At 58.8% G+C, this 23,493-nt stretch carries 27 protein-coding genes; 10 read left to right on the top strand and 17 right to left on the bottom strand.

From position 1 onward, the window contains the following. Positions 1-47 precede the first annotated feature (47 nt). Positions 48-1,115 (top strand): 3-deoxy-7-phosphoheptulonate synthase AroG, encoded by a 1,068-nt coding sequence (aroG, locus tag CFter6_RS18415; RefSeq protein ID WP_061541153.1) that lies wholly within the window; start codon positions 48-50, stop codon positions 1,113-1,115. 54 nt (positions 1,116-1,169) lie between these two features. Here aroG and CFter6_RS18410 read toward each other — a convergent pair whose 3' ends face one another. Together CFter6_RS18410 and CFter6_RS18405 are read right to left on the bottom strand one after the other, a co-directional pair. After that, positions 1,170-1,805 carry a retropepsin-like aspartic protease family protein gene (locus tag CFter6_RS18410; protein WP_061541152.1) on the bottom strand — a complete coding sequence of 212 codons (636 nt, stop codon included), beginning with the start codon at positions 1,803-1,805 and terminating at the stop codon, positions 1,170-1,172. Positions 1,806-1,908: 103 nt separating this feature from the next. Beyond that, a complete protein-coding gene (locus CFter6_RS18405; protein WP_014007212.1) occupies positions 1,909-2,394 on the bottom strand; it encodes a YajQ family cyclic di-GMP-binding protein in 486 nt (161 codons plus the stop codon). 172 nt (positions 2,395-2,566) lie between these two features. On the opposite strand from CFter6_RS18405, the gene murB reads away from it, so the two are divergent. After that, entirely contained in the window at positions 2,567-3,607 is a 1,041-nt protein-coding gene (murB, locus tag CFter6_RS18400; protein WP_061541151.1) for a UDP-N-acetylmuramate dehydrogenase, read from the top strand. 153 nt (positions 3,608-3,760) lie between these two features. Here the strand turns inward: murB and ppnP are convergent, their stop codons facing one another. The 5 genes from ppnP to CFter6_RS18375 all read right to left on the bottom strand — a co-directional run bounded on the left by ppnP (position 3,761) and on the right by CFter6_RS18375 (position 8,865). Further along, the gene (ppnP, locus tag CFter6_RS18395; protein WP_061541150.1) at positions 3,761-4,072 is read right to left on the bottom strand and encodes a pyrimidine/purine nucleoside phosphorylase; all 312 of its coding nucleotides are present in this window, start codon (positions 4,070-4,072) and stop codon (positions 3,761-3,763) included. A 25-nt stretch (positions 4,073-4,097) separates the two neighbouring features. Next, positions 4,098-5,429, bottom strand: coding sequence for an argininosuccinate synthase (argG, locus tag CFter6_RS18390; protein WP_061541149.1), 1,332 nt, complete (start codon positions 5,427-5,429; stop codon positions 4,098-4,100). 69 nt (positions 5,430-5,498) lie between these two features. Continuing rightward, positions 5,499-6,413, bottom strand: a complete 915-nt coding sequence (gene argF, locus CFter6_RS18385; protein ID WP_061541148.1) for an ornithine carbamoyltransferase — start codon at positions 6,411-6,413, stop codon at positions 5,499-5,501. A 210-nt stretch (positions 6,414-6,623) separates the two neighbouring features. Then, positions 6,624-7,601: a ribosome small subunit-dependent GTPase A gene (gene rsgA, locus CFter6_RS18380; protein ID WP_061541147.1), complete on the bottom strand. Its 978-nt coding sequence runs from the start codon at positions 7,599-7,601 to the stop codon at positions 6,624-6,626. Next, a complete protein-coding gene (locus tag CFter6_RS18375; RefSeq protein ID WP_061541146.1) occupies positions 7,594-8,865 on the bottom strand; it encodes a M48 family metallopeptidase in 1,272 nt (423 codons plus the stop codon). The genes rsgA and CFter6_RS18375 overlap by 8 nt, the downstream gene beginning before the upstream one ends. Before the next feature lie 97 nt (positions 8,866-8,962). Between CFter6_RS18375 and orn the strand changes: the two genes are divergently transcribed. After that, complete coding sequence (orn, locus tag CFter6_RS18370) at positions 8,963-9,580, top strand: oligoribonuclease (RefSeq protein ID WP_061541145.1); 618 nt, start codon at positions 8,963-8,965, stop codon at positions 9,578-9,580. A 40-nt stretch (positions 9,581-9,620) separates the two neighbouring features. Here the strand turns inward: orn and CFter6_RS18365 are convergent, their stop codons facing one another. After that, complete coding sequence (locus CFter6_RS18365; RefSeq protein WP_061541144.1) at positions 9,621-10,319, bottom strand: UPF0149 family protein; 699 nt, start codon at positions 10,317-10,319, stop codon at positions 9,621-9,623. Positions 10,320-10,461: 142 nt separating this feature from the next. Between CFter6_RS18365 and CFter6_RS18360 the strand changes: the two genes are divergently transcribed. Continuing rightward, positions 10,462-10,971 carry a GNAT family N-acetyltransferase gene (locus CFter6_RS18360; protein WP_167351411.1) on the top strand — a complete coding sequence of 170 codons (510 nt, stop codon included), beginning with the start codon at positions 10,462-10,464 and terminating at the stop codon, positions 10,969-10,971. Positions 10,972-10,979: 8 nt separating this feature from the next. Here the strand turns inward: CFter6_RS18360 and CFter6_RS18355 are convergent, their stop codons facing one another. Both CFter6_RS18355 and CFter6_RS18350 read right to left on the bottom strand, forming a co-directional pair. After that, entirely contained in the window at positions 10,980-11,834 is an 855-nt protein-coding gene (locus tag CFter6_RS18355) for a DNA ligase (RefSeq protein WP_417924777.1), read from the bottom strand. Between the two features lie 118 nt (positions 11,835-11,952). Continuing rightward, the gene (locus CFter6_RS18350; RefSeq protein ID WP_061541141.1) at positions 11,953-12,339 is read right to left on the bottom strand and encodes a VOC family protein; all 387 of its coding nucleotides are present in this window, start codon (positions 12,337-12,339) and stop codon (positions 11,953-11,955) included. 85 nt (positions 12,340-12,424) lie between these two features. Between CFter6_RS18350 and CFter6_RS18345 the strand changes: the two genes are divergently transcribed. Next, entirely contained in the window at positions 12,425-13,417 is a 993-nt protein-coding gene (locus CFter6_RS18345; protein WP_061541140.1) for a serine/threonine protein kinase, read from the top strand. 7 nt (positions 13,418-13,424) lie between these two features. Here CFter6_RS18345 and CFter6_RS18340 read toward each other — a convergent pair whose 3' ends face one another. Continuing rightward, complete coding sequence (locus tag CFter6_RS18340; protein ID WP_061541139.1) at positions 13,425-13,754, bottom strand: DMT family transporter; 330 nt, start codon at positions 13,752-13,754, stop codon at positions 13,425-13,427. Positions 13,755-13,793: 39 nt separating this feature from the next. Then, positions 13,794-14,690, bottom strand: coding sequence for a LysR family transcriptional regulator (locus CFter6_RS18335; protein WP_061541138.1), 897 nt, complete (start codon positions 14,688-14,690; stop codon positions 13,794-13,796). A 134-nt stretch (positions 14,691-14,824) separates the two neighbouring features. On the opposite strand from CFter6_RS18335, the gene CFter6_RS18330 reads away from it, so the two are divergent. The 3 genes from CFter6_RS18330 to fahA are packed head-to-tail and all read left to right on the top strand — an operon-like array spanning position 14,825 to position 18,793. After that, a complete protein-coding gene (locus CFter6_RS18330; RefSeq protein ID WP_061541137.1) occupies positions 14,825-16,180 on the top strand; it encodes an MFS transporter in 1,356 nt (451 codons plus the stop codon). A gap of 25 nt (positions 16,181-16,205) precedes the next feature. Then, entirely contained in the window at positions 16,206-17,510 is a 1,305-nt protein-coding gene (hmgA, locus tag CFter6_RS18325) for a homogentisate 1,2-dioxygenase (RefSeq protein ID WP_061541136.1), read from the top strand. Further along, entirely contained in the window at positions 17,468-18,793 is a 1,326-nt protein-coding gene (fahA, locus tag CFter6_RS18320) for a fumarylacetoacetase (RefSeq protein ID WP_417924776.1), read from the top strand. The genes hmgA and fahA overlap by 43 nt, the downstream gene beginning before the upstream one ends. 64 nt (positions 18,794-18,857) lie before the next feature. Here the strand turns inward: fahA and CFter6_RS18315 are convergent, their stop codons facing one another. The 3 genes from CFter6_RS18315 to CFter6_RS18305 all read right to left on the bottom strand — a co-directional run bounded on the left by CFter6_RS18315 (position 18,858) and on the right by CFter6_RS18305 (position 20,156). Beyond that, positions 18,858-19,349, bottom strand: coding sequence for an Hcp family type VI secretion system effector (locus tag CFter6_RS18315; RefSeq protein WP_061541134.1), 492 nt, complete (start codon positions 19,347-19,349; stop codon positions 18,858-18,860). Between the two features lie 233 nt (positions 19,350-19,582). Further along, positions 19,583-19,966, bottom strand: a complete 384-nt coding sequence (locus CFter6_RS18310; protein ID WP_061541133.1) for a type II toxin-antitoxin system HicB family antitoxin — start codon at positions 19,964-19,966, stop codon at positions 19,583-19,585. A 7-nt stretch (positions 19,967-19,973) separates the two neighbouring features. Then, positions 19,974-20,156: a type II toxin-antitoxin system HicA family toxin gene (locus tag CFter6_RS18305; protein ID WP_061541132.1), complete on the bottom strand. Its 183-nt coding sequence runs from the start codon at positions 20,154-20,156 to the stop codon at positions 19,974-19,976. Between the two features lie 332 nt (positions 20,157-20,488). Here CFter6_RS18305 and CFter6_RS18300 point away from each other — a divergent pair, with 332 nt between their 5' ends. Both CFter6_RS18300 and CFter6_RS18295 read left to right on the top strand, forming a co-directional pair. After that, positions 20,489-20,719, top strand: a complete 231-nt coding sequence (locus tag CFter6_RS18300) for a type II toxin-antitoxin system HicA family toxin (RefSeq protein ID WP_335340292.1) — start codon at positions 20,489-20,491, stop codon at positions 20,717-20,719. 100 nt (positions 20,720-20,819) lie between these two features. Further along, the gene (locus CFter6_RS18295; RefSeq protein ID WP_269465639.1) at positions 20,820-21,239 is read left to right on the top strand and encodes a type II toxin-antitoxin system HicB family antitoxin; all 420 of its coding nucleotides are present in this window, start codon (positions 20,820-20,822) and stop codon (positions 21,237-21,239) included. A gap of 82 nt (positions 21,240-21,321) precedes the next feature. Here CFter6_RS18295 and CFter6_RS18290 read toward each other — a convergent pair whose 3' ends face one another. After that, the gene (locus tag CFter6_RS18290; RefSeq protein WP_061541131.1) at positions 21,322-22,386 is read right to left on the bottom strand and encodes a purine-nucleoside phosphorylase; all 1,065 of its coding nucleotides are present in this window, start codon (positions 22,384-22,386) and stop codon (positions 21,322-21,324) included. 145 nt (positions 22,387-22,531) lie between these two features. Then, a complete protein-coding gene (gene lpxO / locus CFter6_RS18285; RefSeq protein ID WP_014007191.1) occupies positions 22,532-23,434 on the bottom strand; it encodes a lipid A hydroxylase LpxO in 903 nt (300 codons plus the stop codon). Between the last annotated feature and the right edge of the window lie 59 nt (positions 23,435-23,493).

Here is a 23,493-nt window from a genome sequence, read left to right as displayed (position 1 = left end):
GATGGCGGTTTTTTTATACCCAGTCACTTTTGAGCCAGGAGAAAAACATGCTACGCACCGACGATCTGCGCATACGAGAAATGAAAGAATTAGTTCCACCGTCCCATTTGATCCGCGAATTCGGCTGCTCCGAAAAAGTGGCCGATACGGCTGCCAATTCGCGCATTGCCTTGCATCGTATCTTGCACGGCCAGGATGACCGCTTGATGGTGGTGATCGGCCCATGTTCGATCCACGACACCAAGGCGGCGATGGAATATGCCGGCCGCCTGGTCGGCGAGCGCGAGCGTTTCAAGGGCGAGCTGGAAATCGTCATGCGCGTGTACTTCGAAAAGCCGCGCACCACGGTGGGCTGGAAGGGCCTGATCAACGATCCGTACATGGACAACAGCTTCCGCATCAACGACGGCCTGCGCATGGCGCGCGAGCTGCTGCTGAACATCAACGAGCTGGGCTTGCCGGCCGGCACCGAATTCCTGGATGTGATCAGCCCGCAATACATCGCCGACCTGATCAGCTGGGGAGCGATCGGTGCCCGCACCACCGAATCGCAGGTGCACCGAGAGCTGGCTTCCGGCCTGTCGTGCCCGGTCGGTTTCAAGAACGGCACCGACGGCAACATCAAGATTGCAGTCGACGCCATCAAGGCCGCTTCGCAGCCGCATCATTTTCTGTCGGTGACCAAGGGCGGCCACTCGGCGATCGTGTCGACCAACGGCAATGAAGACTGCCATATCATCCTGCGCGGCGGCAAGGCGCCTAACTACGATGCGGCCAGCGTCGATGCGGCTTGCAAGGATATCGCCAACAGCGGCCTGGCATCGCGCCTGATGATCGATGCTTCGCACGCCAACAGCTCGAAGAAGCCGGAAAACCAGATTCCTGTATGCGCCGACATCGGCAGCCAAGTTGCCGCGGGCGACGGCCGTATCGTCGGCGTCATGGTGGAATCGCACCTGATCGCCGGCCGCCAGGACTTGGTGCCGGGCAAGGAACTGGTCTACGGCCAGTCGGTGACCGACGGCTGCATCAACTGGGAAGAAAGCGTGGCGGTGCTGGAAGGTTTGGCGGCAGCGGTAAAACAACGCCGTCTGCTCAATAGCAGCCCGGCCTAAGCGGGCAGTTCAAAAGGGCGGATATGGATCCGCCCACATGCAGATCAGGCGCTGTCAGAAGCGCTTGGTCAGCACCATCATCTCGCCTTCGCGTTTCATTTCGGTGCGGTTCAGGAACGACATGCCGAGCAGCGCGAACGGCAGCCCGGCTTCCTGCACCAGGGCATCGACCTGATTCATTTCGATATCGCCGATCTTGACGGTATTCAGTTTCACCATATACGCCGGCGCCGAGCCGTTGGCGGTGCTGACCGTGGTCATCCGGCCCTTCTTGTAGTCGACGCCGAGCCGCATCGCATCCGATGCCGGCAGGGCGATCATGGTGGCGCCGGTATCGACCAGCATGGTCATCATGGCGCCGTTGATCTGCGCTTGGGCCACGAAGTGGCCTTGCGGATTGACTTTCAGGGTGACGCTGGAAGTGGCGCCCGGGGCGCTGCGGCTGACATAGTCGCCGATACCGATGACCTGGCGCTTGCCTTTGATTTCCAGCGTTGCAGTGGAGCTGTTGGCTTCCACCAGCTTGACGTCATCGGTGACCTTGCTGCCGACTGCGAAGGTCTTCGGCCCGGAGCCGTCGATCACCAGCACCGCCTTGCCCGGGAACAGGCCGACCACGCCGATGTCGGAAGCTTGGGCGGTGACGGAGGCAAACAGAAACAGGCTGGAGATCAGGGCAAGCGGGCGCATGGGGTCCGACTTTCTTGGCAAGAGGTTAAGATAGTGCCGCTGATTTCGTAGTCAGCAGGCAACAGCAGGTGGATGATAACCTTATATGTTGCCTAGTTTCAATTTAGTCACGGAAATTATTGAATTCGAGTGGCAAATCGGCCACTTCCTTGCGCAACATCGCCATCGCTGCCTGCAAATCGTCGCGCTTGGCGCCGGTGATGCGCACGGCGTCGCCCTGGATGCTGGCTTGGACTTTCATCTTGCTGTCCTTGACGATGCGCACGATCTTCTTGGCCGCTTCGGATTCGATGCCGTTCTTGATCTTGATGACCTGCTTGACCTTGTCGCCGCCGATCTTTTCGATCTTGCCGATGTCGAGGAAGCGGGTGTCGACGTTGCGCTTGACCAGTTTTGCGGTCAGCACGTCGCGCACCTGGCTCAGCTGGAATTCCGAGTCGGCATAGGCGGTCAGGTCGCGCTCTTTCAACTCGATGCGGGCGTCGCTGCCCTTGAAGTCGAAGCGGGTCGAGATTTCCTTGTTGGCCTGGTCATTGGCGTTTTTTACTTCGACCAGGTTGGCTTCCGATACGGTATCGAATGATGGCATGGTGATATTCCTTCAGTATGTTCAAACAAAGCCGGCTGGCTCAAACTGGAGCCGCCGTCGAGCTATGCGCATTTTAGCGGACAAGAAACGGTCTTGCCGCGCTATTTCTTGCTTGCCGGCCTATCTCTTGCTGCCCGCCGGCCGCAGTTACTTACTTTATAATCCCGGTGCTATGACTATCTCCCAGCTTCCGTTCCAATTCGATTTTTCGCTGCGCCGGCACAATACCTTCGGTATCGACGCCAGCGCGCATGCCTATTTGCCGGTCACCTCGCTGGCTACCCTGCAGGCACTCAGGGCAGACGCCGATGCATCACACTTGTCGCGCCTGCCGCGCCTGGTGCTGGGCGGCGGCAGCAACCTGGTGCTGACCCAGGATTTCCCGGGGCTGGTGTTGCATATGTGTAATCGCGGACGGGAAATCGTCGGCGAAGACGACGACGCCATTTATGTGCGCGCCGCCGCCGGCGAAAACTGGCATGAGCTGGTGCTGTGGACCTTGAAGCAGGGGCTGGCCGGGCTGGAAAACCTGTCTCTGATTCCCGGCAGCGTCGGCGCCGCGCCTATCCAGAATATCGGCGCTTACGGCATCGAACTGCAAGAGCGCTTCCATGGCTTGACCGCCATCGACATGGATAGCGGTGAAATCCTGTCCCTGGATCGCAATGCCTGCGCGTTTGCCTACCGCGACAGCATCTTCAAGCACAGCCTGCGCGACCGGGCGGTGGTGCTGGACGTTACCTTCGCCTTGCCCAAGCGCTGGCAGCCCGACCTGCGCTATGCCGATGTGGCGCAAGAGCTGGACGCGCGCAAGCTGGCGCAGCCGAGCGCGCGCGATATCAGCGACGCGGTGATCGCCATCCGCACCCGCAAATTGCCGGACCCGGCGGTGATCGGCAATGCCGGCAGTTTTTTCAAGAATCCTATTGTAACGGCGGCGCAACGTGCTGCCTTGCTGGCGCAACATCCGCAATTGGTGAGTTATCAACAAGCAGACGGCGGTTTCAAGCTGGCTGCAGGCTGGCTGATCGATCAGTGCGGCTGGAAGGGGAAGAGCCTGGGCGCGGCCGGCGTCTATGAAAAACAGGCGCTGGTGCTGGTCAACCGCGGCGGCGCCAGCGGCCAGGATGTGGTGCACCTGGCGCAGGCAGTGCAAGCCGATGTCATGGCGAGATTTGGGGTGGGACTGGAGCCGGAACCTATTTTTGTTTGAGGTGCAAGCACTTTGTATCTTAATGTGTCATTATTAGGTCACATAACGGAATTAAACTCTGTTATGCCTCATATCCAACACTCCCTAAGGTAATGGATTTAACCCGCCATGCAACAGCATCGCGGGTTTTTTTTTGCCTATTTTTTACCCGCCTCAGGCGTAATGGCAGACGTAGTTCAAGGTTTCCAGCGTTTCGATATCAAAACTCGAATTGGCCGGCACCTCAAAACTCTCGCCGCTGCTATAGGTGGTCCAAGCCTGGCCCTTCTGGCGCACGCGGCAGCTGCCGCTGGTGACATCCATGATTTCGGCGACGCCGGTGCTGAAAGTCAGCGACGAGGGCAGGATCACGCCCAGCGTCTTCTTGCTGCCGTCGGCGAAAACCACGGTATGGGAAACGCACTTGCCGTCGAAATAGACATTGCCTTGCTTGAGGACCGTGACATTATCGAACTGAGTAGTCATGTTGGGTTCTTTTCGTTGGCGTGGGTTATTCGTCTTTGTCGAGCAGCGGCAGCGATACCGCGTTGCTGGATGCCAGCAGGCCGGTGCTTTGATAGATCGCCAGCTTCTGGCGGGTATCGCTGATGTCGAGGTTGCGCATGGTCAGCTGGCCGATACGGTCTTGCGGCGAGAACGCGCCGGCACCCTTTTCCATGGTCAGGCGATCCGGATGGTAGGTCAGGTTGGCCGACTCGGTGTTGAGGATGGAATAATCGTTGCCGCGGCGCAGCTCGATCGTCACTTCGCCGGTGATGGCGCGGGCTACCCAGCGTTGCGCCGATTCGCGCAGCATGATCGCCTGCGAATCGAACCAGCGGCCTTGATACAGCAGGCGGCCCAGGCGGCGGCCGCTTTCGCGGTATTGCTCGATGGTGTCTTCGTTATGGATGCCGGTGACCAGGCGCTCGTAGGCGATGAACAGCAGGGCCAGGCCCGGCGCTTCATAGATGCCGCGGCTCTTGGCTTCGATGATGCGGTTTTCGATCTGGTCGCTCATGCCGAGGCCGTGGCGTCCGCCGATGCGGTTGGCTTCCATCATCAGTTCGACCTGGCTGGCGTACACGATGCCGTTGAGTGCTACCGGACGGCCTTCCTCGAAACGCACGGTGACTTCCTCGCGCTTGACTTCGACGTCGTCGCGCCAGAAAGCGACACCCATGATCGGCTCCACGATCTTCATGCCGGAATTCAGGAACTCGAGGTCTTTCGCTTCATGCGTGGCGCCGAGCATGTTGGAATCGGTCGAATAGGCTTTTTCCACCGACATCTTGTAATCGAAACCCGATGCGATCATGAATTCCGACATTTCCTTGCGGCCGCCCAATTCGTCGATGAACTTGTCGTCGAGCCAGGGTTTGTAGATGCGCAGCTTGGGATTGACCAGCAGGCCGTAGCGGTAGAAACGCTCGATATCGTTGCCCTTGAAGGTGCTGCCGTCGCCCCAGATATCGACATTGTCTTCGCGCATGGCGGCCACCAGCATGGTGCCGGTGACGGCGCGTCCGAGCGGGGTGGTGTTGAAGTAGGTGACTCCCGCGGTGGAGATGTGGAAGGCGCCGCTCTGCAGCGCGGCGATGCCTTCGGCCACCAGCTGTTCGCGGCAATCGACCAGGCGCGCCAGTTCGGCGCCGTAGGCCTTGGCTTTCTTCGGAATGGCGTCGTAGTCCGGCTCGTCGGGCTGGCCCAGGTTGGCGGTATAGGCGTAAGGAATGGCGCCTTTCTGGCGCATCCAGTGCAGCGCGGCGCTGGTATCTAGGCCGCCTGAAAAGGCGATGCCGACTTTTTCGTTAACTGGAACGGATTGCAGGATATTGGACATGATATTTCGTGAGAGTTGTTGTAACTGGGTTTGTGCTGTTTGTACCGCGGGTTCGTACGTTTCGTACTGTTAATCGATTTTTCCGAGCACCAGATATTCCAGCAACGCCTTTTGCACATGCAGGCGGTTCTCGGCTTCATCCCAGACCACCGATTGCGGGCCGTCGATCACTTCGGCCGCGACTTCCTCGCCGCGATGAGCCGGCAGGCAGTGCATGAACAAGGCGTCGGGCTGGGCGCGCTGCATCTTGGCCTGGTCGACGATCCAGCCGTCGAAGGCTTTCAGGCGCGCAGCGTTTTCGTCTTCATAACCCATGCTGGTCCAGACGTCGGTGGTGACCAGGTCGACCCCTTCGCAGGCGTCGGACGGGTTGGCGAAGAAGGTGTAGCGCTGGTTGTCCGCAGCCACCTGGCCCGGATCGATGTCGTAACCCTTGGGGGTCGAGACATTGACGTGGAAACCGAATACCTGGGCCGCTTGCAGCCAGGAATACAGCATGTTGTTGGCGTCGCCGATCCATGCCACTTTCTTGCCGGCGATGGAGCCGCGGTGTTCGATGTAGGTGAAGACATCGGCCAGCACCTGGCAGGGATGCTGCTCGTTGGTCAGGCCGTTGATCACCGGCACTCGCGAGTGGGTGGCGAAGCGCTCGATGATGTCCTGGCCGAAAGTACGGATCATGATGACGTCGCACATGCGCGACATTACCTGCGCCGCATCCTCCACCGGTTCGCCGCGGCCAAGCTGGCTGTCGCGCGTGTTGAGGTAGATGGCGGCGCCGCCCAGCTGGTGCATGCCGGCTTCGAACGAGAGGCGGGTGCGGGTCGAATTTTTCTCGAACACCATCACCAGCGTGCGGTCGAGCAGCGTGTAGTGCGGTTCGTAATTCTTGAATTTGCGTTTGATGAGACGGCTACGTTCAATCACGTACTCGTATTCGTCCAGCGAAAAATCAGAAAACTGCAGGTAATGTTTGATTGCCATAAATGAAAACGGCGGCCGCTGTGGCGACTGCCGCCGATAGTTGGAATTCCATTTTTAAAACAACTGCTCATTTGTTGCATTATTGCTGCATCAGCTGCCGCGCTGCCGTTTTCCCTGCTACCTGAGATTGGCTTAGAAATGAAATAAGTGCTTCAATTATAAGGGATTTCAGTAGAAAAGATACCTGTCAAAAAATGGTGTTTTTGGCAATCAATACAGCTTTTGCGACGATTCATGCAGCAATTGCACGTACAGCTGGTGGCGCATGGGCGCTATCTTGTTTTCCTTGACGGCTTCCAGCACGGCGCAGCTCGGTTCGATCAGGTGATGGCAATTGTAAAACTTGCATTTGCCGAGGTAGGGAGAGAATTCGACGAAGGCGCGTTCCAGCATGCCTTCGCTTAGTTGATACAGCCCGAATTCCTGGAAACCGGGCGAATCGATGATGTTGGCCGGATGGCCGTCCAGGCTGGTGTCAGTCGAATCCGCATCTATTTCGATTTCATACAGGCGGGTGAAGGTGGTGGTGTGTTTGCCGGTGTCGAGGGCGGCGGAAATTTCGCGCACGGCGATGTCGGCGTCCGGCACGATCAGGTTGATCAGCGACGACTTGCCCATGCCTGACTGGCCGATCAGGATAGTCGACTGGCCCGCCAGCAGGGGCGCCAGCGTGGCGCAGGTCTGTTCCGGAAAGGCGCGCGCCGACACTTCATGCACCGGATAACCGAGGGCGGCATACATTTGCAGCCGTTGCCGGGTTTTCTCCAGCGCTTCGACGATATCGGTCTTGTTAAGCACGATGTGGGCGGTGACGCCGGCGGCTTCTGCCGCCACCAGCGCGCGTGAAATCAGGTCGTCGGCAAAACCCGGTTCGGTCGCCACCACGATGAACAGCTGGGTGACGTTGGCGGCCAGCAGCTTGGATTTGTACTGGTCGGAACGGTACAGCAGGCTGCGGCGCTCGTCGATGGCTTCGATCACGCCCTGGTTGGGCGAGGTCAGTTTCAGCTGCACGCGGTCGCCGACGGCGACATCGCTTTTCTTGCCGCGCGTGACGCATTGCAGTTTCAGCGATTTGCCTTCAATTGTTCCTTGCACCAGGTAGTGCCGGCCGTGGGCGGCAATCACCAGGCCGCTGCCGGCCTGGTTGCCAGGCTGTTTTGCATCCTGCCTGTTGTGCTCAGCCATGGGCGGCCGATAGCTTGTTGATGCGCACCGAAGCCGGCGGGTGCGAATCGTAAAATGCCGAGTGCAGCGGATCCGGCGTCAGGGTTGAGGCATTGTCTTCATACAGCTTGACCAGCGCCGCCACCAGGTCGTTGGCGTCGGTGTGCTTGGCGGCAAAGGCATCGGCTTCGAATTCGTGTTTGCGCGAGCTGATCGACGACAGCGGCGACAGCAGGAAAGTGAAAATCGGCAGCGCCAGCATGAACAGGATCAGCGCCATCGCGTCGTTGTTGCTGAGGTCGGCCAGCAGCAGCGGATTGACGCCGAGGCCGGTGTAGAACCACAGTTGCTGCTTCAGGTAACCGAGCAAGGCCAGGAAAGCCAGCGAAATCGCGAACATCACGACAATGCGCTTGACGATGTGCTTCAGCTTGAAATGGCCCAGCTCGTGCGCCAGCACCGCTTCGATCTCATGCGGCGCCAGGCGCGCCAGCAGGGTGTCGAAAAACACGATGCGCTTGCCGGAGCCGAAGCCCGAGAAGTAGGCGTTGCCGTGGGCGCTGCGCTTGGAACCATCCATCACGAACAGGCCCTTGGAAGCGAAGCCGACCCGTTTCATCAAGCCTTCGATGCGGTCGCGCAGGCTGTCGTCGTTGAGCGGCGTGAATTTGTTGAACAGCGGCGCGATCACGGTCGGGAAGAGCACCAGCATCAGCAGCTGGAAAGCGCTGAACACCAGCCAGGCGTAGAACCACCAGAGACCGCCCGATTTCGCCATCAGCTGCAATACCACCCAGATCAGCGGCAAGCCGATGGCGGCGCCGATCAGGCTGCTTTTCAGCATGTCGGTGAAAAACAGCTTGACGGTCATCTTGTTGAAGCCGAAACGGGCTTCAAGTACAAATTGCTTGTAATAATCGAGCGGCAGGTCGATCAGGCCGGAAATCAGGGCAAACGCCACCAGCAAGCCGATCTGGTAGACCATGCCGGGACCGGCCCAGTTGAACATGGCGCTGGACAGCCATTGCAAGCCGCCCAGCAGGGTGAAGCCGATCAGCACCGCGGCGCTCACCAGCATCGAAAACAGGCCGAATTTGGTCTTGGCGACAGTATAGTCGGCAGCGCGCTGGTGGGCCGCCAGCGGGATCTTTTCGGCGAATTCCGCCGGCACCGCGCTGCGATGGGCCAAAACATGCCGGATCTGGCGCGAACTCAGCCAAAAGCGCACCACCAGGGTGATTGCCAGGAAAACCACAAACAAAACCGAAAATGCAAATGAAGACATGTAGTCCCTTAGTCCCTATGTGAGAAAATAGCCGTTCTATGGCTTGCGCAAACAAATGCCGGGCCTGTCTTAGCTAAATATAACGAAGAGAACAATTATGTCACAAGCCGCCGACGCACCTACTGCCATCGCCACTACCACTGCAACGCCGGCAGCGCCAGCGGCGCCGGTGCGGCCTAACGAATTCAACCTGATCTGGGTCGACATGGAAATGACCGGCCTCAATCCGGACAGCGACCGCATCATTGAAGTGGCGGTGGTGGTGACAGATCCGCAACTGAACATCCTGGCGGAAGGCCCGGTGTTTGCAATCCATCAGCCGGACGAAATCATGGACGGCATGGATGCCTGGAACAAGGGCACCCACGGCCGCTCCGGCCTGATCGAAAAAGTGAAAAACTCGACCGTGACCGAAAGCGAGGCCGAACTGGCCCTGATCGAGTTCCTGAAGAAATATGTGCCGAACGGCAAGTCGCCCATGTGCGGCAACACGATCTGCCAGGACCGCCGCTTCATGGCGCGCGGCATGCCCAAGCTGGAAGCGTTTTTCCACTACCGCAACCTGGACGTGTCGACCCTGAAAGAACTGTGCCGCCGCTGGAAGCCGGAACTGGCCAGCGGCTTCAAGAAGCACCAGAAGCATACCGCGCTGGCGGACATCATCGAATCGATTGAAGAACTGCGCTATTACCGCGAGCATTTCATCAAGGAATAATGCTGTAGCAAGGCGGATGGCTAGCCATTCGCCGTCCTGCTTAATCTTCCTTTGAATCGACGCCGCAGCATTTCTTGAATTTCTTGCCGCTGCCGCAAGGACATTCGTCATTGCGGCCGACTTTCGGCGTTTCGCGCTGGATAGTGGTAACCGCGGATTTGCGGTGCGGCAGCCAGTAACGGTAGATTTCCGGAATCGCCGCTTCCACTTCCACCGCCAGCTTGTGGCGCTGCACCGGATCTTCGCGCAGCGCCATTTCTTCTTCTTCCAGTTCTTCCGCACCCAGCAGGTAGATAGGCCGCACTACTGTCGCCAGGTTGGAATGCCAGATCGGTTCCCAGGCCTTGGCGCGCAGGTTGATGCCTTCCCAGAAACCCCAGGTCCAGGCTTCGCCGTCGAGCAGCGACTTGCCTTCGTGCTCGTGTTCGCAGAACAGCGGTTCGTATTCTTTCGGCGCCACTTCCAGCGTGACCGCGATTTCATTCATGTAGCGCGCGATCAGGCCGACGATCTTTTCATATTCCTTGTCGGACTTGAATTTCGGCGCATCCTTCAGCGACGGTCCCCATACGTGCGGCAGCCATTCGCCCAGCAACACCTGCTCCGGACCGATCACCAGCGCCGTCAGGTAGCCGTGCAGGGTATCCATGGTCATGCTGTCTTCAGCACAACGATCGGACAACAGGAAGTCGTCCAGTTCGTCAAATTCTTTGTCTGAGAGGGGTTCGTCGAGATTCATGGAATTGGCCGCTTAAATTTACGATGGAAATGGGGATACGGATTTTACGATTGAAATGCCGCCGGCTGAGAAATATTCGAGCTGCTTGCCTGCGAACAATCATTTATCCTGTGACAAGTTTATCCACATCAGTTCATCTTATATGAAAATCAGAGCATTAACCCCGGCAGACCTTGCATCCTACCGCCAGCTGAGGCTGGAATCCATCCTCGACTCGCCATCTTCATTCGTACCCACGCATGAGGAAGAAAGCGCGGTACCGGAAGAACAGATGGCGGGGCGTTTGAAAGCGAGCCCTTTTCAGGTGACTTACGGTGCGTTTCAAGGCGAGGTCCTGGTCGGCACCGTCGGCCTGGTGCGCGATTCCCGCTGCAAGATTTATCACCGGGCCACAGTTGTCGGCGTCTATGTGACGCCAAAGGCGCGCGCCAACGGAGTGGCGCAAAGCATGTTCGAGGCGGTTATCGCCCATGCCAAGAATATCCCGGAACTGGTCCAGCTGGACTTGAAAGTCAATACCATCAATCCCGGCGCCAGGGCGCTGTATGCCAAGCTGGGATTTGTCTCTTGCGGCATCGACCGCCGGGCTCTGTGCATAGACGGGCAGTTTCATGACGAGGAACGCATGGCGCTGCATCTCGATGCGGCATAGCGCCGAGGCTATTGTTCATAGACACGCATGAAGCTGGCGAAGCGCGGTATGCCGCTGTCATTCAAGCCGCGGAAGCGATAGGTCACCGTGCTGCCAAGCGCCGGCGGCCGGCGCCGCAGCTCATCGCTGAAGCCGCTGCCGAGCTTGAAACGCAGGCCGCCCGGCGTTTCCACCAAGAGGGCGCCCAGCATGCCCTGGTATTTTCCTTTGCCCGGAAGGTGGGCGATGACCCTGGCTTCGGCGTCCTCATGGGTTTTGACCTTGAGCAGGTCGTCGCTGCGTTGCGCCCGGTATAGCGACGCGCCCCGGTGCAGCATCAGGCCTTCGCCGCCTTGACTGACGGTTTGTTGCAGCAAGCGTCGCAAGGCTGCGTGGTCGTTGAGTTTGCTCTGCGCCACCGGCTGTACCCAGGGAATGGCAAGTTTGGCGAGCGTGTTTTGCAAGGCGGCCAGACGCTGGTCGAAACTGCCGGGATGCGCCGGCAGGTCGAATACCATGAAACGCATGCGGCGCCAGGCGGCATCGTCGGGCGTCTCGCGGCGTACGGTGGAAACCGCATGGCTGAACTGCCGGCGGCCGGCCCACAGTTCACCGTCCAGCGCCGTTTTTGGCCAGCCGGCGGTGAACCAGGGCGGGGCGTTTATCCGCTGGCCGCCGCGCGTCAGCAATTTCTCGCCGTCCCAGTAGCCGCGCACGCCGTCCAGTTTTTCGCTGACCCAGTAGTCGGCCAGGGTGATGCCGGGATGGTAGGTATTGGCCAGCATCAGCGGCGGTGCTGCGGGAGGCGTCGCCGGCGCTGCGATGGACGGCCGGCTGAGAAAGAGGCAAAGCAGCAGGGGGCTCAGGAATCTGGCGATGAGCAATGCTAATACCGGCGCTAATTGGCGAATACGCATGTGTGGGGCGCGGACTGTCAGGCAAGGAAGCGATATCGTAAAACGATGTTGCCTGGCGAAGCGCGCTGACAGCGCGATTTGCTATTTAGCTTACATGGGCGAAATTGAGTTCCACCCCATTCCCGGCCGGATCGCGCAAGAAGATCTGTTTTTGCTGCATGGAGGGCACAAACGCCACCTGGTAAGGCAGCGCCTGTGCCTGCAGGCAAGCTTCCATTTCTTCCGGATCGACACAGCTGAAGGCGACATGATCGAAGGTAGTGGCCGTATCGGTATGCCGGATATCGCCGGCGCGCGCTTCGCTCAGGTGCAGCACGGCCAGGTCGCCGGCATACAGCCAGAATCCGAAATTGTCGAAAGGCGGCCGCGCGCCGGCTTGCAGGCCGATCACTTCGCAATAAAATTCCTTCAGCTGCAATAACAGTGCACGCGGCGCGCGCAGGTTGTAGTGGTTGAGGGCGATGGCTGGCACAAGCGGCTCCCGGCAATAATGAACAATGCAAGGGTATTAGTGTAATCGATGCGATGAACAGGCCGCTGGCGCTTACAATACCGGCATGACTATCCCAAGCCCGGCCTCATTCTCTACCCTGACCCCCGACACCGTGCTGGACGCGCTTGACAGCATCGGCCTGCACGGCGACGGCCGCCTGCTGGCGCTCAACAGCTATGAAAACCGCGTGTACCAGATCGGCATGGAGCAAGGGCCGCCGCTGGTGGCCAAGTTCTACCGGCCGCAGCGCTGGAGCGATGAAGCGATCCTGGAAGAGCATGGTTTCGTGCAGGAGCTGGTTGAACGGGAGATTCCGGTTGTGGCGGCATGGGCGGCGGAAGACGGCCGCACCCTGCATCAGTTCGACGGTTTCCGCTTCGCGGTGTTTCCGCGCCACGGCGGCCGCGCGCCGGAACTGGAAGACAGCGCCACGCTGGAATGGCTGGGCCGCTTCCTCGGCCGCATCCATGCAGTCGGCGCGCTCAGCAGCTACCGGCACCGGCCGACCCTGGACATCGTCAGTTTCGGCGAAGAACCCAGCGCTTTCCTGCTGGCCAACGGCTTTGTGCCGGAGGATCTGCTGGAAGCTTATCGCAGCACCGTGACGCAAGCCCTTGATGGCGTACGTCGCTGTTTCGAACGCGCCGGCAGCGTCGGCGCCTTGCGCCTGCATGGCGATTGCCACGGCAGCAATGTATTGTGGACCGACGCCGGACCGCACTTCGTCGATTTCGACGACAGCCGCATGGGGCCGGCGGTTCAGGACTTGTGGATGCTGCTGTCGGGCGAACGGCGCGACATGGTGCAGCAGATGGGCTCGTTGCTGGCCGGTTATGAAGATTTCTGCGATTTCGATACGCGCGAGCTGTACCTGATCGAGGCACTGCGCACCTTGCGCCTGATCCATTACGCGGCGTGGATAGCGCGGCGCTGGGACGACCCGGCTTTCGCCGTGGCCTTCCCCTGGTTCAATACCCAGCGCTACTGGCAGGACCGGGTGCTGGAGCTGCGCGAGCAGATCGCGCTGATGGATGAGCCGCCGCTGTGGCAGACATGAAGCCGGCTTAGTGCGAGACCGACTTCGAAAATACGTTCAGCACCAGCACGCCGGAAACAATCAGGCCGATGCCGATCAGAGCCGCGGCGTCCAGGCTCTGCTTCAGGAACAGCCAGCCGACCAGCGCGATCAGCGCAATGCCGATACCCGACCACATCGCATACACGATCGCCACCGGCAAGGTGCGCAAGGTCAGCGACAGGAAATAGAAGGCTGTCAGGTAACCAGCCACCACCACGATCGATGGCACTAGTCGCGTGAACTCGGCGCTGGCTTTCAGGGCACTGGTGGCAATCACTTCGGCAACGATGGCGATCAATAGATAGACCCAATGCATGACTTCTCTCCTGGCTGAAAAACAAAATGGTACGAAAATCTAATCGATAGCGGCAAACAGCTCTGTAACAAAATCGACAAAAACCCTCACCTTGGCCGACAACTGATGGCTCTGGTGATACACCACCGATACCGGCGGCCCCGGCGTGGCCCAGTCCGGCAATACCGGCGCCAGCAGGCCGGCGCGGATCTGCGGATTGAGCGACAGCGTCAGCAGCTGGACGATGCCGGCGCCGCTGGCGGCCGCGTGGATCAGGGTTTCCGCGTGGTTGATCGCGATATTGCCGGGCGGCGCCCAGCTCAGCTCTTGTTTGCCCTTGCTGAAGGTCCACGGTACGTTCTGGCCGCTGTTGGGGTGGATGAACGCCAGGCAGCGGAAATCGCCGAGTTCCTGTGGTGTCTGCGGCACGCCGTGCTGCGCCAGGAAAGCGGGCGAGGCGCAGCACAGGTTGCGGGTCTGGTAGATGCGGCGCGCCACCATGTTCGAATCCTTCAGTTCGCCGATGCGGATCCAGACATCGCCGCGCCCCTCCACCATGTCGACCATGCGGTCGCCCACGTTCAGCCTGATCGACAGCTCCGGATACAGTTCGGCAAAACGCGACAGGGCCGGCGCCAGGTAAATGCGCGCAATCACGGTTGGTACGTCGACGCGCAAGATGCCTTGCGGCGTCACGCGCCGGCCCTGCAGCCCGTCTTCCAGCTCGCTCATGTCGCCCAGCAGGCGTTGCGCGCGCTGGTAGCAGCTATGGCCGTCGTCGGTCAGCGAAATCTTGCGGGTGGTGCGGTTCAGCAGGCGCACGCCGAAATGCCGTTCGAGGGCGGCGATATGATTGGAGATGGTGGCGTTCGACATCTCCAGCTGTTCAGCGGCGCGGCTGAAGCTGTTCAGTTCCACCACCTGGCAAAACACCCGTAACGATTCCAGCCTGTCCATGATGACGATTTTATATTATTTAAGTTAATTAAAAAATGATTTTAATTATTGCCTATTTTTCTGAATAATAAAAAGGATGATAATGCGCAAAAGCAGATCGTATTGATACGGCGCCAACTTCTCCGGAGACACGCATGGCGATTGCGACAAACAGTAGTCCGATAGATATTCCCGCCCTGATCGACCGCAGCCGCATCGGCAACTTTCAGATCGTCATGCTGGCGTTGTGCGCCATCTGCCTGATCATCGACGGTTTCGACGTCCAGGCCATGGGCTATGTGGCGCCTGCCATCATCCAGGAATGGGGCATCGCCAAGGCCAACCTCGGGCCGGTGTTTGGCGCCGGCCTGTTCGGCATGCTGCTCGGTTCGCTGGCTTTCAGCATCCTGGCCGACCGCATCGGCCGCCGTCCGGTGCTGATCGCTGCCACCTTGTTCTTCGCCGCCTGCATGCTGCTGACGCCGCTGGCCGCGAGCGTGGAGCAACTGATCGCCTTGCGTTTTATTACCGGGCTCGGGCTGGGGGCGATCATGCCGAATGCGATGGCGCTGGCCGGCGAGTACAGCCCTGTACGCAAGCGCGTCACCCTGATGATGCTGGTGTCCTGCGGTTTTACGCTGGGCGCGGTGCTGGGCGGCTTGCTGTCGGCGGCGCTGATTCCGCGTTTCGGCTGGCAGTCGGTATTCCATGTCGGCGGTCTGGTGCCGCTTGTGATCGGCGTGCTGATGATTTTCCTGCTGCCGGAGTCGATGCAGTTCCTGGTCTTGCGCGGCAAGCGGCTGGAGCAGGTCGGCAAGTGGCTGCGCCGTATCGATCCCGCGGTCGTGATCGGCCAAGATACCCGCTACGTCGTCAACGAAAAAGCCGGCAAGGGCGCCCCCATGCTGCAGCTATTCCAGGAGGGCAGGGCCAGGGTCACGATCCTGCTGTGGATCATCAATTTCATGAACCTGGTCAACCTGTATTTCCTGTCGAACTGGTTGCCGACGATTGCCAAGGACGCCGGCCTGTCGACCGCTACTGCCGTGATGGCAGGTACCACATTGCAAATAGGCGGCACGCTCGGCACTCTGATCATGGGCCAACTGATCGACCGCTCCGGTTTCCGCCGCGTGCTGATCCCGGTGTTCCTGGTGGCCGGGCTGGCGGTGTTCCTGATCGGCCGTCCCGAGATTTCGCTGCTGTTCCTGTTTGCCAGCATCTTCGTCGCCGGTTTCTGCATCGTCGGCGGCCAGCCGGCGGTCAATGCACTGGCAGGCACTTATTATCCGACCACCTTGCGCTCCACCGGCATCGGCTGGAGCCTGGGCGTCGGCCGCATCGGCTCTATCGTCGGCCCGGTGCTGGGCGGCGAACTGATCCGCCTGAACTGGCCCAACAGCACCATTTTCATCGTGCTGGCGGTGCCGGCGCTGGTGTCGGCCGTGATGCTGATGTTGATGCAGGAAACTTCTCACCGCAGCAAAGTGCAAGCCGTCGTTGCACATTAAGATACTTGAACCAAGGATAAAACCCATGGAAAACACGTTCCTCTACCAATCGGGATTCTGCAACGATTTCGCCAGCGAAGCCTTGCCCGGCGCCTTGCCGGCCACCCAGAATTCGCCGCAGAAAGCGCCTTACGGCCTGTATGCGGAGCAGCTGTCCGGTACCGCATTCACCGCGCCGCGTGCGCACAACCGGCGCTCCTGGTTGTACCGTATCCGGCCGGGCGCGATGCACCACGCTTTTGAAAAGGTGCCACAGCCTTTGCTGGCCAGCGGCCCGTTCACTCAGGTCGATACGCCGCCCGACCAGCTGCGCTGGAATCCCTTGCCGATGCCGGACGACGGCCAGGCTGTCGATTTCATCCACGGCATCGTTACCTTCGCCGGCAACGGCGATGCGGCTGCTCAGGCTGGAGTTGCAATCCACTTGTACGCGGCAAACCGTTCCATGCACGACCGTTTTTTCTACGATGCCGACGGCGAACTGCTGATCGTGCCGCAGCAGGGACGTTTGCTGGCCCGGACCGAACTCGGCGTGCTGGAAGTCAAGCCGGGCGAAATCGTGGTGATCCCGCGCGGCATGCGCTTCCGCATCGAACTGCCGGATGGCAGCGCGCGCGGTTATATCTGCGAGAACTATGGCGCGGCTTTCCAGCTGCCGGAACTGGGGCCGATCGGTTCCAACGGCCTGGCCAACGCGCGCGATTTCCAGGCGCCGGTGGCGGCATATGAAGACCGGGAAGGCGAATTCCAGCTGCTGGCCAAGTTCGGCGGGAAGTTATGGGCTGCGCGCATCGGCCATTCGCCGCTGGATGTGGTGGCCTGGCACGGCAACTACGTGCCGTACAAATATGACCTGAGCCTGTTCAACACCATCAACACGGTCAGTTTCGACCATCCCGATCCGTCCATTTTCACGGTGCTGACCTCGCCCTCGGATACGCACGGTACCGCGAATGTGGATTTCGTGATTTTCCCGCCGCGCTGGATGGTGGCCGAGCACACCTTCCGGCCGCCATGGTTCCACCGCAACGTCATGAGCGAATACATGGGCCTTATCCACGGCGCCTACGACGCCAAGGCCGACGGCTTCACTCCCGGCGGCGGCAGCCTGCATAACTGCATGAGCGGCCATGGTCCTGATGCAGCGACTTTCGACAAGGCCTCAAGCGCGACATTGGCGCCGCACCGCATCGACAATACAATGGCTTTCATGTTTGAAAGCCGCTACGTGATCCACCCGACACCTTATGCATTGGCGACGCCGCTGCTGCAGAAAGATTACCTGCAATGCTGGCACGGCCTGCAAAAGCATTTCAACGGTCAACCTTAATCAAGACAGACACCATGCAAACTAACGATCCTGCGCTGAAATCATTTATCCCGACTCCGGCGGAGTCGCATTTTCCTATCCAGAATCTGCCGTTCGGCGTGTTCAGCGATGCCGTCAATCCTGCGCCGCGCGTCGGCGTTGCAATCGGCGACCAGATTCTCGATTTGAGCGCATTGGCCGAAGCGGGTTTGCTGAGCGCAAGTCCTGAGATATTCCGCCAGCCCACCCTGAACCCGTTCATCGCACTGGGCCGGCCAGCCTGGCGCAGCACACGCGCCGCCGTCAGCGAGCTGCTGCGCGACGACAACCTGCAGCTGCGCGACAACCAGGCCCTACGCGCCAAGGCATTCATCGCCCAGGACCAGGCAACGATGCACCTGCCGCTGGACATTCCTGGCTATACCGATTTCTATTCGTCGAAGGAACACGCGACCAATGTCGGCTCCATGTTCCGCGACCCGGCCAATGCGTTGCTGCCGAACTGGCTGCATATCCCGATCGGCTACAACGGTCGCGCCAGTTCGGTGGTGGTCAGCGGCACGCCGCTGCAGCGGCCGATGGGCCAGCTGAAACTGCCGGACGCCGACGCCCCCATCTTCGGCGCCTGCCGCAAGCTCGATTTCGAACTGGAAACCGGCTTCATCATCGGCCAGCCGAATGCACTGGGCGAACCGATCGACATCGCCGATGCGGAACAGCATATCTTCGGCATGGTCCTGCTCAACGACTGGAGCGCGCGCGATCTGCAGCAATGGGAATACGTGCCGCTGGGGCCGTTCAACAGCAAGTCGTTCGCGACTTCGATTTCGCCATGGGTAGTCACGATGGAGGCACTGGAGCCATTCCGCGTCGCCAGCCCGGCGCAGCAGCCTCAGCCGCTGCCTTACCTGCAGCAGAGCGGCAAGAACGGTTACGACATCACGCTGGAAGTCTCGCTCAAGCCAGGTGAAACCGCGGCAGCGCAAACCATCTGCCGCACCAACTTCAAAGCCATGTACTGGACCATGGTGCAGCAGCTGGCGCACCACACGGTCTCCGGCTGCAACACCCGCATCGGCGACCTGATGGGTTCAGGCACCATCAGCGGCAGCACACCGGAATCGTTCGGCAGCCTGCTGGAGCTGACATGGAACGGCAAGAATCCACTGACCCTGGCGGACGGCGTCCAGCGCAGTTTTATCCAGGACGGCGATGAAGTGGGAATGACAGGCTGGTGCCAAGGCGATGGTTACCGCGTCGGCTTTGGTGCGGTCAGCGGCAAGATATTGCCGGCGCGCGGCTGAGGGGAAAGCAGATCTTAAAAAAAGAGCCGTGATTGCCACGGCTCTTTTTGTTTGTGCAGCGAAATTACGCGACCTTGTTGGTCGACAAATCCCAGCCGCCCGAAGTATTGCCGCCCGAGCCGCCGGCGATTTTTTGCTGGGTATATTTCCATTTGACCTTGGAGTACTTCAGGCTGACGGTTTCGCTCAGCACATTGCCTTCCGTGACGGACGGAGCGACATCGGAAATCAGCAGGTTCTCCAGCTCGATCTCGAAGTAGCGGATGCGTTCGCCCTTGCCGTCGGCGCGCAGGAATTCGAATTTCGCTTTTGGAATGGTCTTGCCCGACGAGCAGTTTTGCAGCAGCAGCGGCGAAGCCAGGTCGGCCAGCTTGGTGATCACGATATCCTTGTGCTCGCAGCGCTCGGCGGTATGGCCGCCCGCGGTGGATGCAGTGGCCGATTTCGGCTGCAGCACTTCCCATTGCACCGATTTGCACTCGATCCAGTCCTTATGGATGTCGTCGGTGGATTCCCCTTTGATGCCGTCGATTTGCAGATATACGTCGATTGCCATGGTTTTGCCCCTTAGTTGAAAAAGTGAAGCCTGGTTGACGCTGCTGGCCCCGCCGGAGAGCGGAGTGAAACTGGAAATCCATCAAGCGGAATGGCGCAAATGCGAGACTGCCGGACGTCCGCGGCGCATCGGGAATCGATGGAAAATAATTCCGAAAGGCAATTCTAAACCATATTTTTGGCGATATCTTAGGTCTTCAATACTAAATAATATTGCTATATTTACATGAAAATCTATTGCGCCATCGCTTTCAGCGCAGCCTGGGCCAGGAATCCGGATCGGGTCAGCTGATGCGACTTGGCGAAAGCGTCGATGTCGCGCAACAGGTTTTCCGGCAACGAGATGTTTAGCCGGACGGGTTTGGTATTGATTTTCGAACGATCGATATCGACCAGCATCCAGAAACCGCCGGCGTAGTCCGCTGCATCTTTCCATTTCTCGATGGATGACGCCTCGGGAATATGCACTTCCCCCTCGTACATGGTTTTCGCAGCTTCCTGTGCCATGGCCGGAAGATCATTCAATTCGTCGGCGGCAGTAAATACGCCGGGCAGATCCGGGAAGCGGGCGCCATACGCGCTGCTTTTGTCCTTCCATACATAGAGCGGATATAACATTTTGTCCTCATTTCAGTCCAGCGTGTTTCAGGATGCTCTCGGTTGTTCCCAGCGCCAGGTCTTTCTTCGGATGCGGAACAATTACCGATTTGCCGGTAACGGGATGGCGGTATTTGTGATGGCTGCCACGAGTGGAAACATGCTTCCAGCCGGCTGCTTTCAGTTGTTTGATAATGTCTGCGCTGCTCATATTATTATACACAAAACTACACAATTTTATGCATGTTCCTGTGCGTCATGGCAAGTGGCTGGGATTTAGAGGATTTCGAGTATTTGAATGTGATGAAAAGCTGGCTTTTGCAATAGAGGAAAATGTCTGAAAAACGGCTTCGGAAATGTGTGCGGGTTTGAGAGGGGGAATCTGTTTCTAATCCAGTTTTTTTAGGCCTCTCGGCTAAAGACGTTCCTGGCACCAAAAAATAAAATGACCTCAATATTTTATTCATGCTCGCTAAGGATGCTTGGCAGCGGTCACCTCACAATAACGAGTGAGTATGCAAAATTGCTTACGTTTATCTTGTCATGGTAAGCAATTTTGGTTATATTGAAATCGCCGAGGCGAGCAAAGGATGCGCGGTGAAGCAAAGTGAATTTGTAAAGTGGCTGACGCAACAGGGAGCGACTTTCAAGGACGGATCGAAACACATAAAAGTCTATTTGCATGGCAAACAATCCCACCTGCCAAGACACCAGAACAAGGAGCTCAAGACAGGGCTTGTTGAAGGCGTGAAAAAGCAGCTCAATTTAAAATGAAGCGGATCTGGAAGAGATTCCCGTGATTGTCGAATTGCACCACGCAACTGCGTTTTAAGCTGGGGGTCGTGCAACCACGGTTGATATGCTTCACGAGGACATTATGAAATACCCAGCAACACTCACGCCGGATCCTGATGGTGGTTTTGTCGTTACTTTCCGCGACATACCTGAGGCCATTAGTCAAGGCGATGATAAATTCGAAGCGCTCGACATGGCTGCCGATGTATTACTGAGCGCCATGGATTTTTATTTCGAGGACAAGCGCAAGGTGCCATTGCCATCCAAGGCAAAAAGAGGGGAGATTTTGGTAGATATTCCGCTGAGTGTTACAGCCAAGGTTCTGCTGCTCAATGAAATGCTGGCGCAACATATCCGGCCGACTGATCTGGCTCTTCGCATGGATACAACGAAACAGGAAGTAAACCGTCTGATTGATCTGCATCACACAACCAAGATCGACAGAATTTCCGACGCAATGAGTGCGCTTGGCAAGCACATTGAATTGAGCGTGGCTTGATTCGATTTCTCCGATGGCATGGATCAACTGCCCGGAAATAAAAAAGCCGCCAAAGGCGGCTTGATCCTTAGATAGACAACACTCACCGATGCGGCACGCCATCCCGCCATTCACCCCAATGCGTCACGATATCCTGCACCAGCGGATTGCCCGCGCGATACAGGTTCTCGGTGGCCGGCACGAAGCCGCCCTGGTCCGCGTAGTTGAGCAGGTTGTCGGCACTGGTCTGCCCCTGGTAAGGCCTGTCGAAATCCGAGCCTGTGCGCAATGCCGCCACGCGGTTCAGGTCGACCCGCTTGGTGCTCGATGCACGCTTCAATGCTTCGAAGGTTGCATTGTCTTCCTGCGCTGTCATGCAATACACACCCTTGTTGTCGGTCAGGATCTTGGTCCATTCGCGCGCGCGTTCGCCCAGCAGCGTGCCTGACCACCAGGTGTTGCCGGATGCGATGTCGCACTGGACTACCGACGGCGGCTGGTTGGCCGGCGCATAGCTGAACTTGGAGCGTGCTACCTGCGCCTGCGCGCTGTCGGCCAGCACGACATTGCGCGACAGGGAAAACGCGGCGTCGGCCAGTTTCGGATTCAGCTGGAATACTTCATTGCGATAATCGAGCGGCGGTTTTTCGGTGGGGCTCTTGGTATTGATGCCGAGATAACCGGTTTTCCAGCCGGCCGGGATTTCGCGCGCATCAAGTTCCCACTGGATGCCGAAATCGACCAGGTATTTGGCCCAGGCGGCCGAACCGACAGTGCCGCGCGCCGGATCGACGCCGGCAATGCCGGAGATCAGGAAGTAGGTGTGGCGCAGGTCGAAGCGCGACGAGAACGTCAGCGCCATGATCGATGCCGAGGCATTGGCGTAGCCCATGCCGGTGGTGATTACGCAGACATCCTGCCTGTTGCAGTTAACGTTCGGATAGTCGGGCGACAGGCCCGGTACGGCGACGGTTTTCCAGGGACCGAGGCGGTCCAGCCAGGCCTGGCCTTCGGGACCGAACATGGTGATGATCATGACCTTGACCGGGCGGTTTTGCGCATTCGATTCGGCGAGGCCGTCGCTGCCCCGGTCCTGGGCGATCGATGGACCGGTGGCGCAGGCGGCGAGCGATAGGAGGGCTGTGGCAATCAGCGAACGAGTCATCATGGGTTTTCCTTGTGCAAAGTAGAGCCCGTAGTCTACCTGTGAAAATCAAATATTGTTACCGCAATGCAACATATAAGGGCTGTGTACCAGGCATGAAAAAGCCGCACAAAGGCGGCTTGGTCGGATGTTCGCGAGCTGTGGCGGTTCAGAGATAAATGATGGCCAGCACCACGCCGATAATCAGGCCGAACTTGATGCACATGTACAGCGGCTTGCTGAACTTCTTCAGCGCGCGCCGGTATTGGCCGGCGGCCCAGACAAAACGGAACAGCTTGTTGATGCCGCCGGTTTCATCGCCGGTTTCGTTCGGCGACGCCGCCGCGCTCATCATGTGGCGGCCCAGCCAGCGGTTGATCGCCTGCGCCCAGCGGTAGCGCATGGGGCGTTCGATGTCGCAGAAGATGATGATGCGGTTGCTGTCGCAGCCGTTCTGCGCCCAGTGGATGAAGGTTTCGTCGAACACCACGCCCTGGCCGTCGCGCCAGCTGTAGCGCTGCTGGTTGACTTCGATGAAGCAGCGGTCGTCGTTGGGCGTGACCAGGCCGAGGTGGTAGCGCAGCGAACCGGCGAACGGATCGCGGTGCGGGTTGAGGGTGCCGCCGGGCGCGAGTTCGGCAAACATCGCCGCCTTGACGCTCGGCGTGCGGCGCAGCAGGGCCACGGTCTTGGGACAGAACTGCTCAGCCGAGGGATGGCTGGCGTCGTACCATTTCAGGTAGAAGCGTTTCCAGCCGGCCTTGAAAAAAGAGTTGAAGCCGGCGTCGTCGTTCTTTTCCGCGGCGCGGATCTTTTCCAGGCCGATCAGGCCCTTGGCTTCATCGCGTATGGTTTCCCAGTTGTCTTCCAGGATCTTCAGGTCGGCGAAGGTGCTGGTCGGCAGGTAGGGCGTGTTGGTCGGCACCTTGGAAAACATGTACATGAAGATGTTGAGCGGGGCCATGATCGACGAATGGTCGAACAGCTGCCGGAAAAACGGCAGGCGCGCCTTGCCGCGAAAGTGGACGTACAACACCGACAGAATAAAAATACTGACTACTGCCCATTTCATAAAAATGTGCTCCGTTACAAATAAGCCGCCATTTTATCTCTTTTGCGCCTGTTATCCGT

Origin of the sequence: Collimonas fungivorans, assembly GCF_001584145.1 — a bacterium.
In the GTDB taxonomy this organism is placed as follows: Bacteria; Pseudomonadota; Gammaproteobacteria; order Burkholderiales; family Burkholderiaceae_D; genus Collimonas; species Collimonas fungivorans.
The sequence above is the reverse complement of the archived record's forward strand: the minus strand, read 5'-3'. Positions and strand labels throughout refer to the sequence as shown.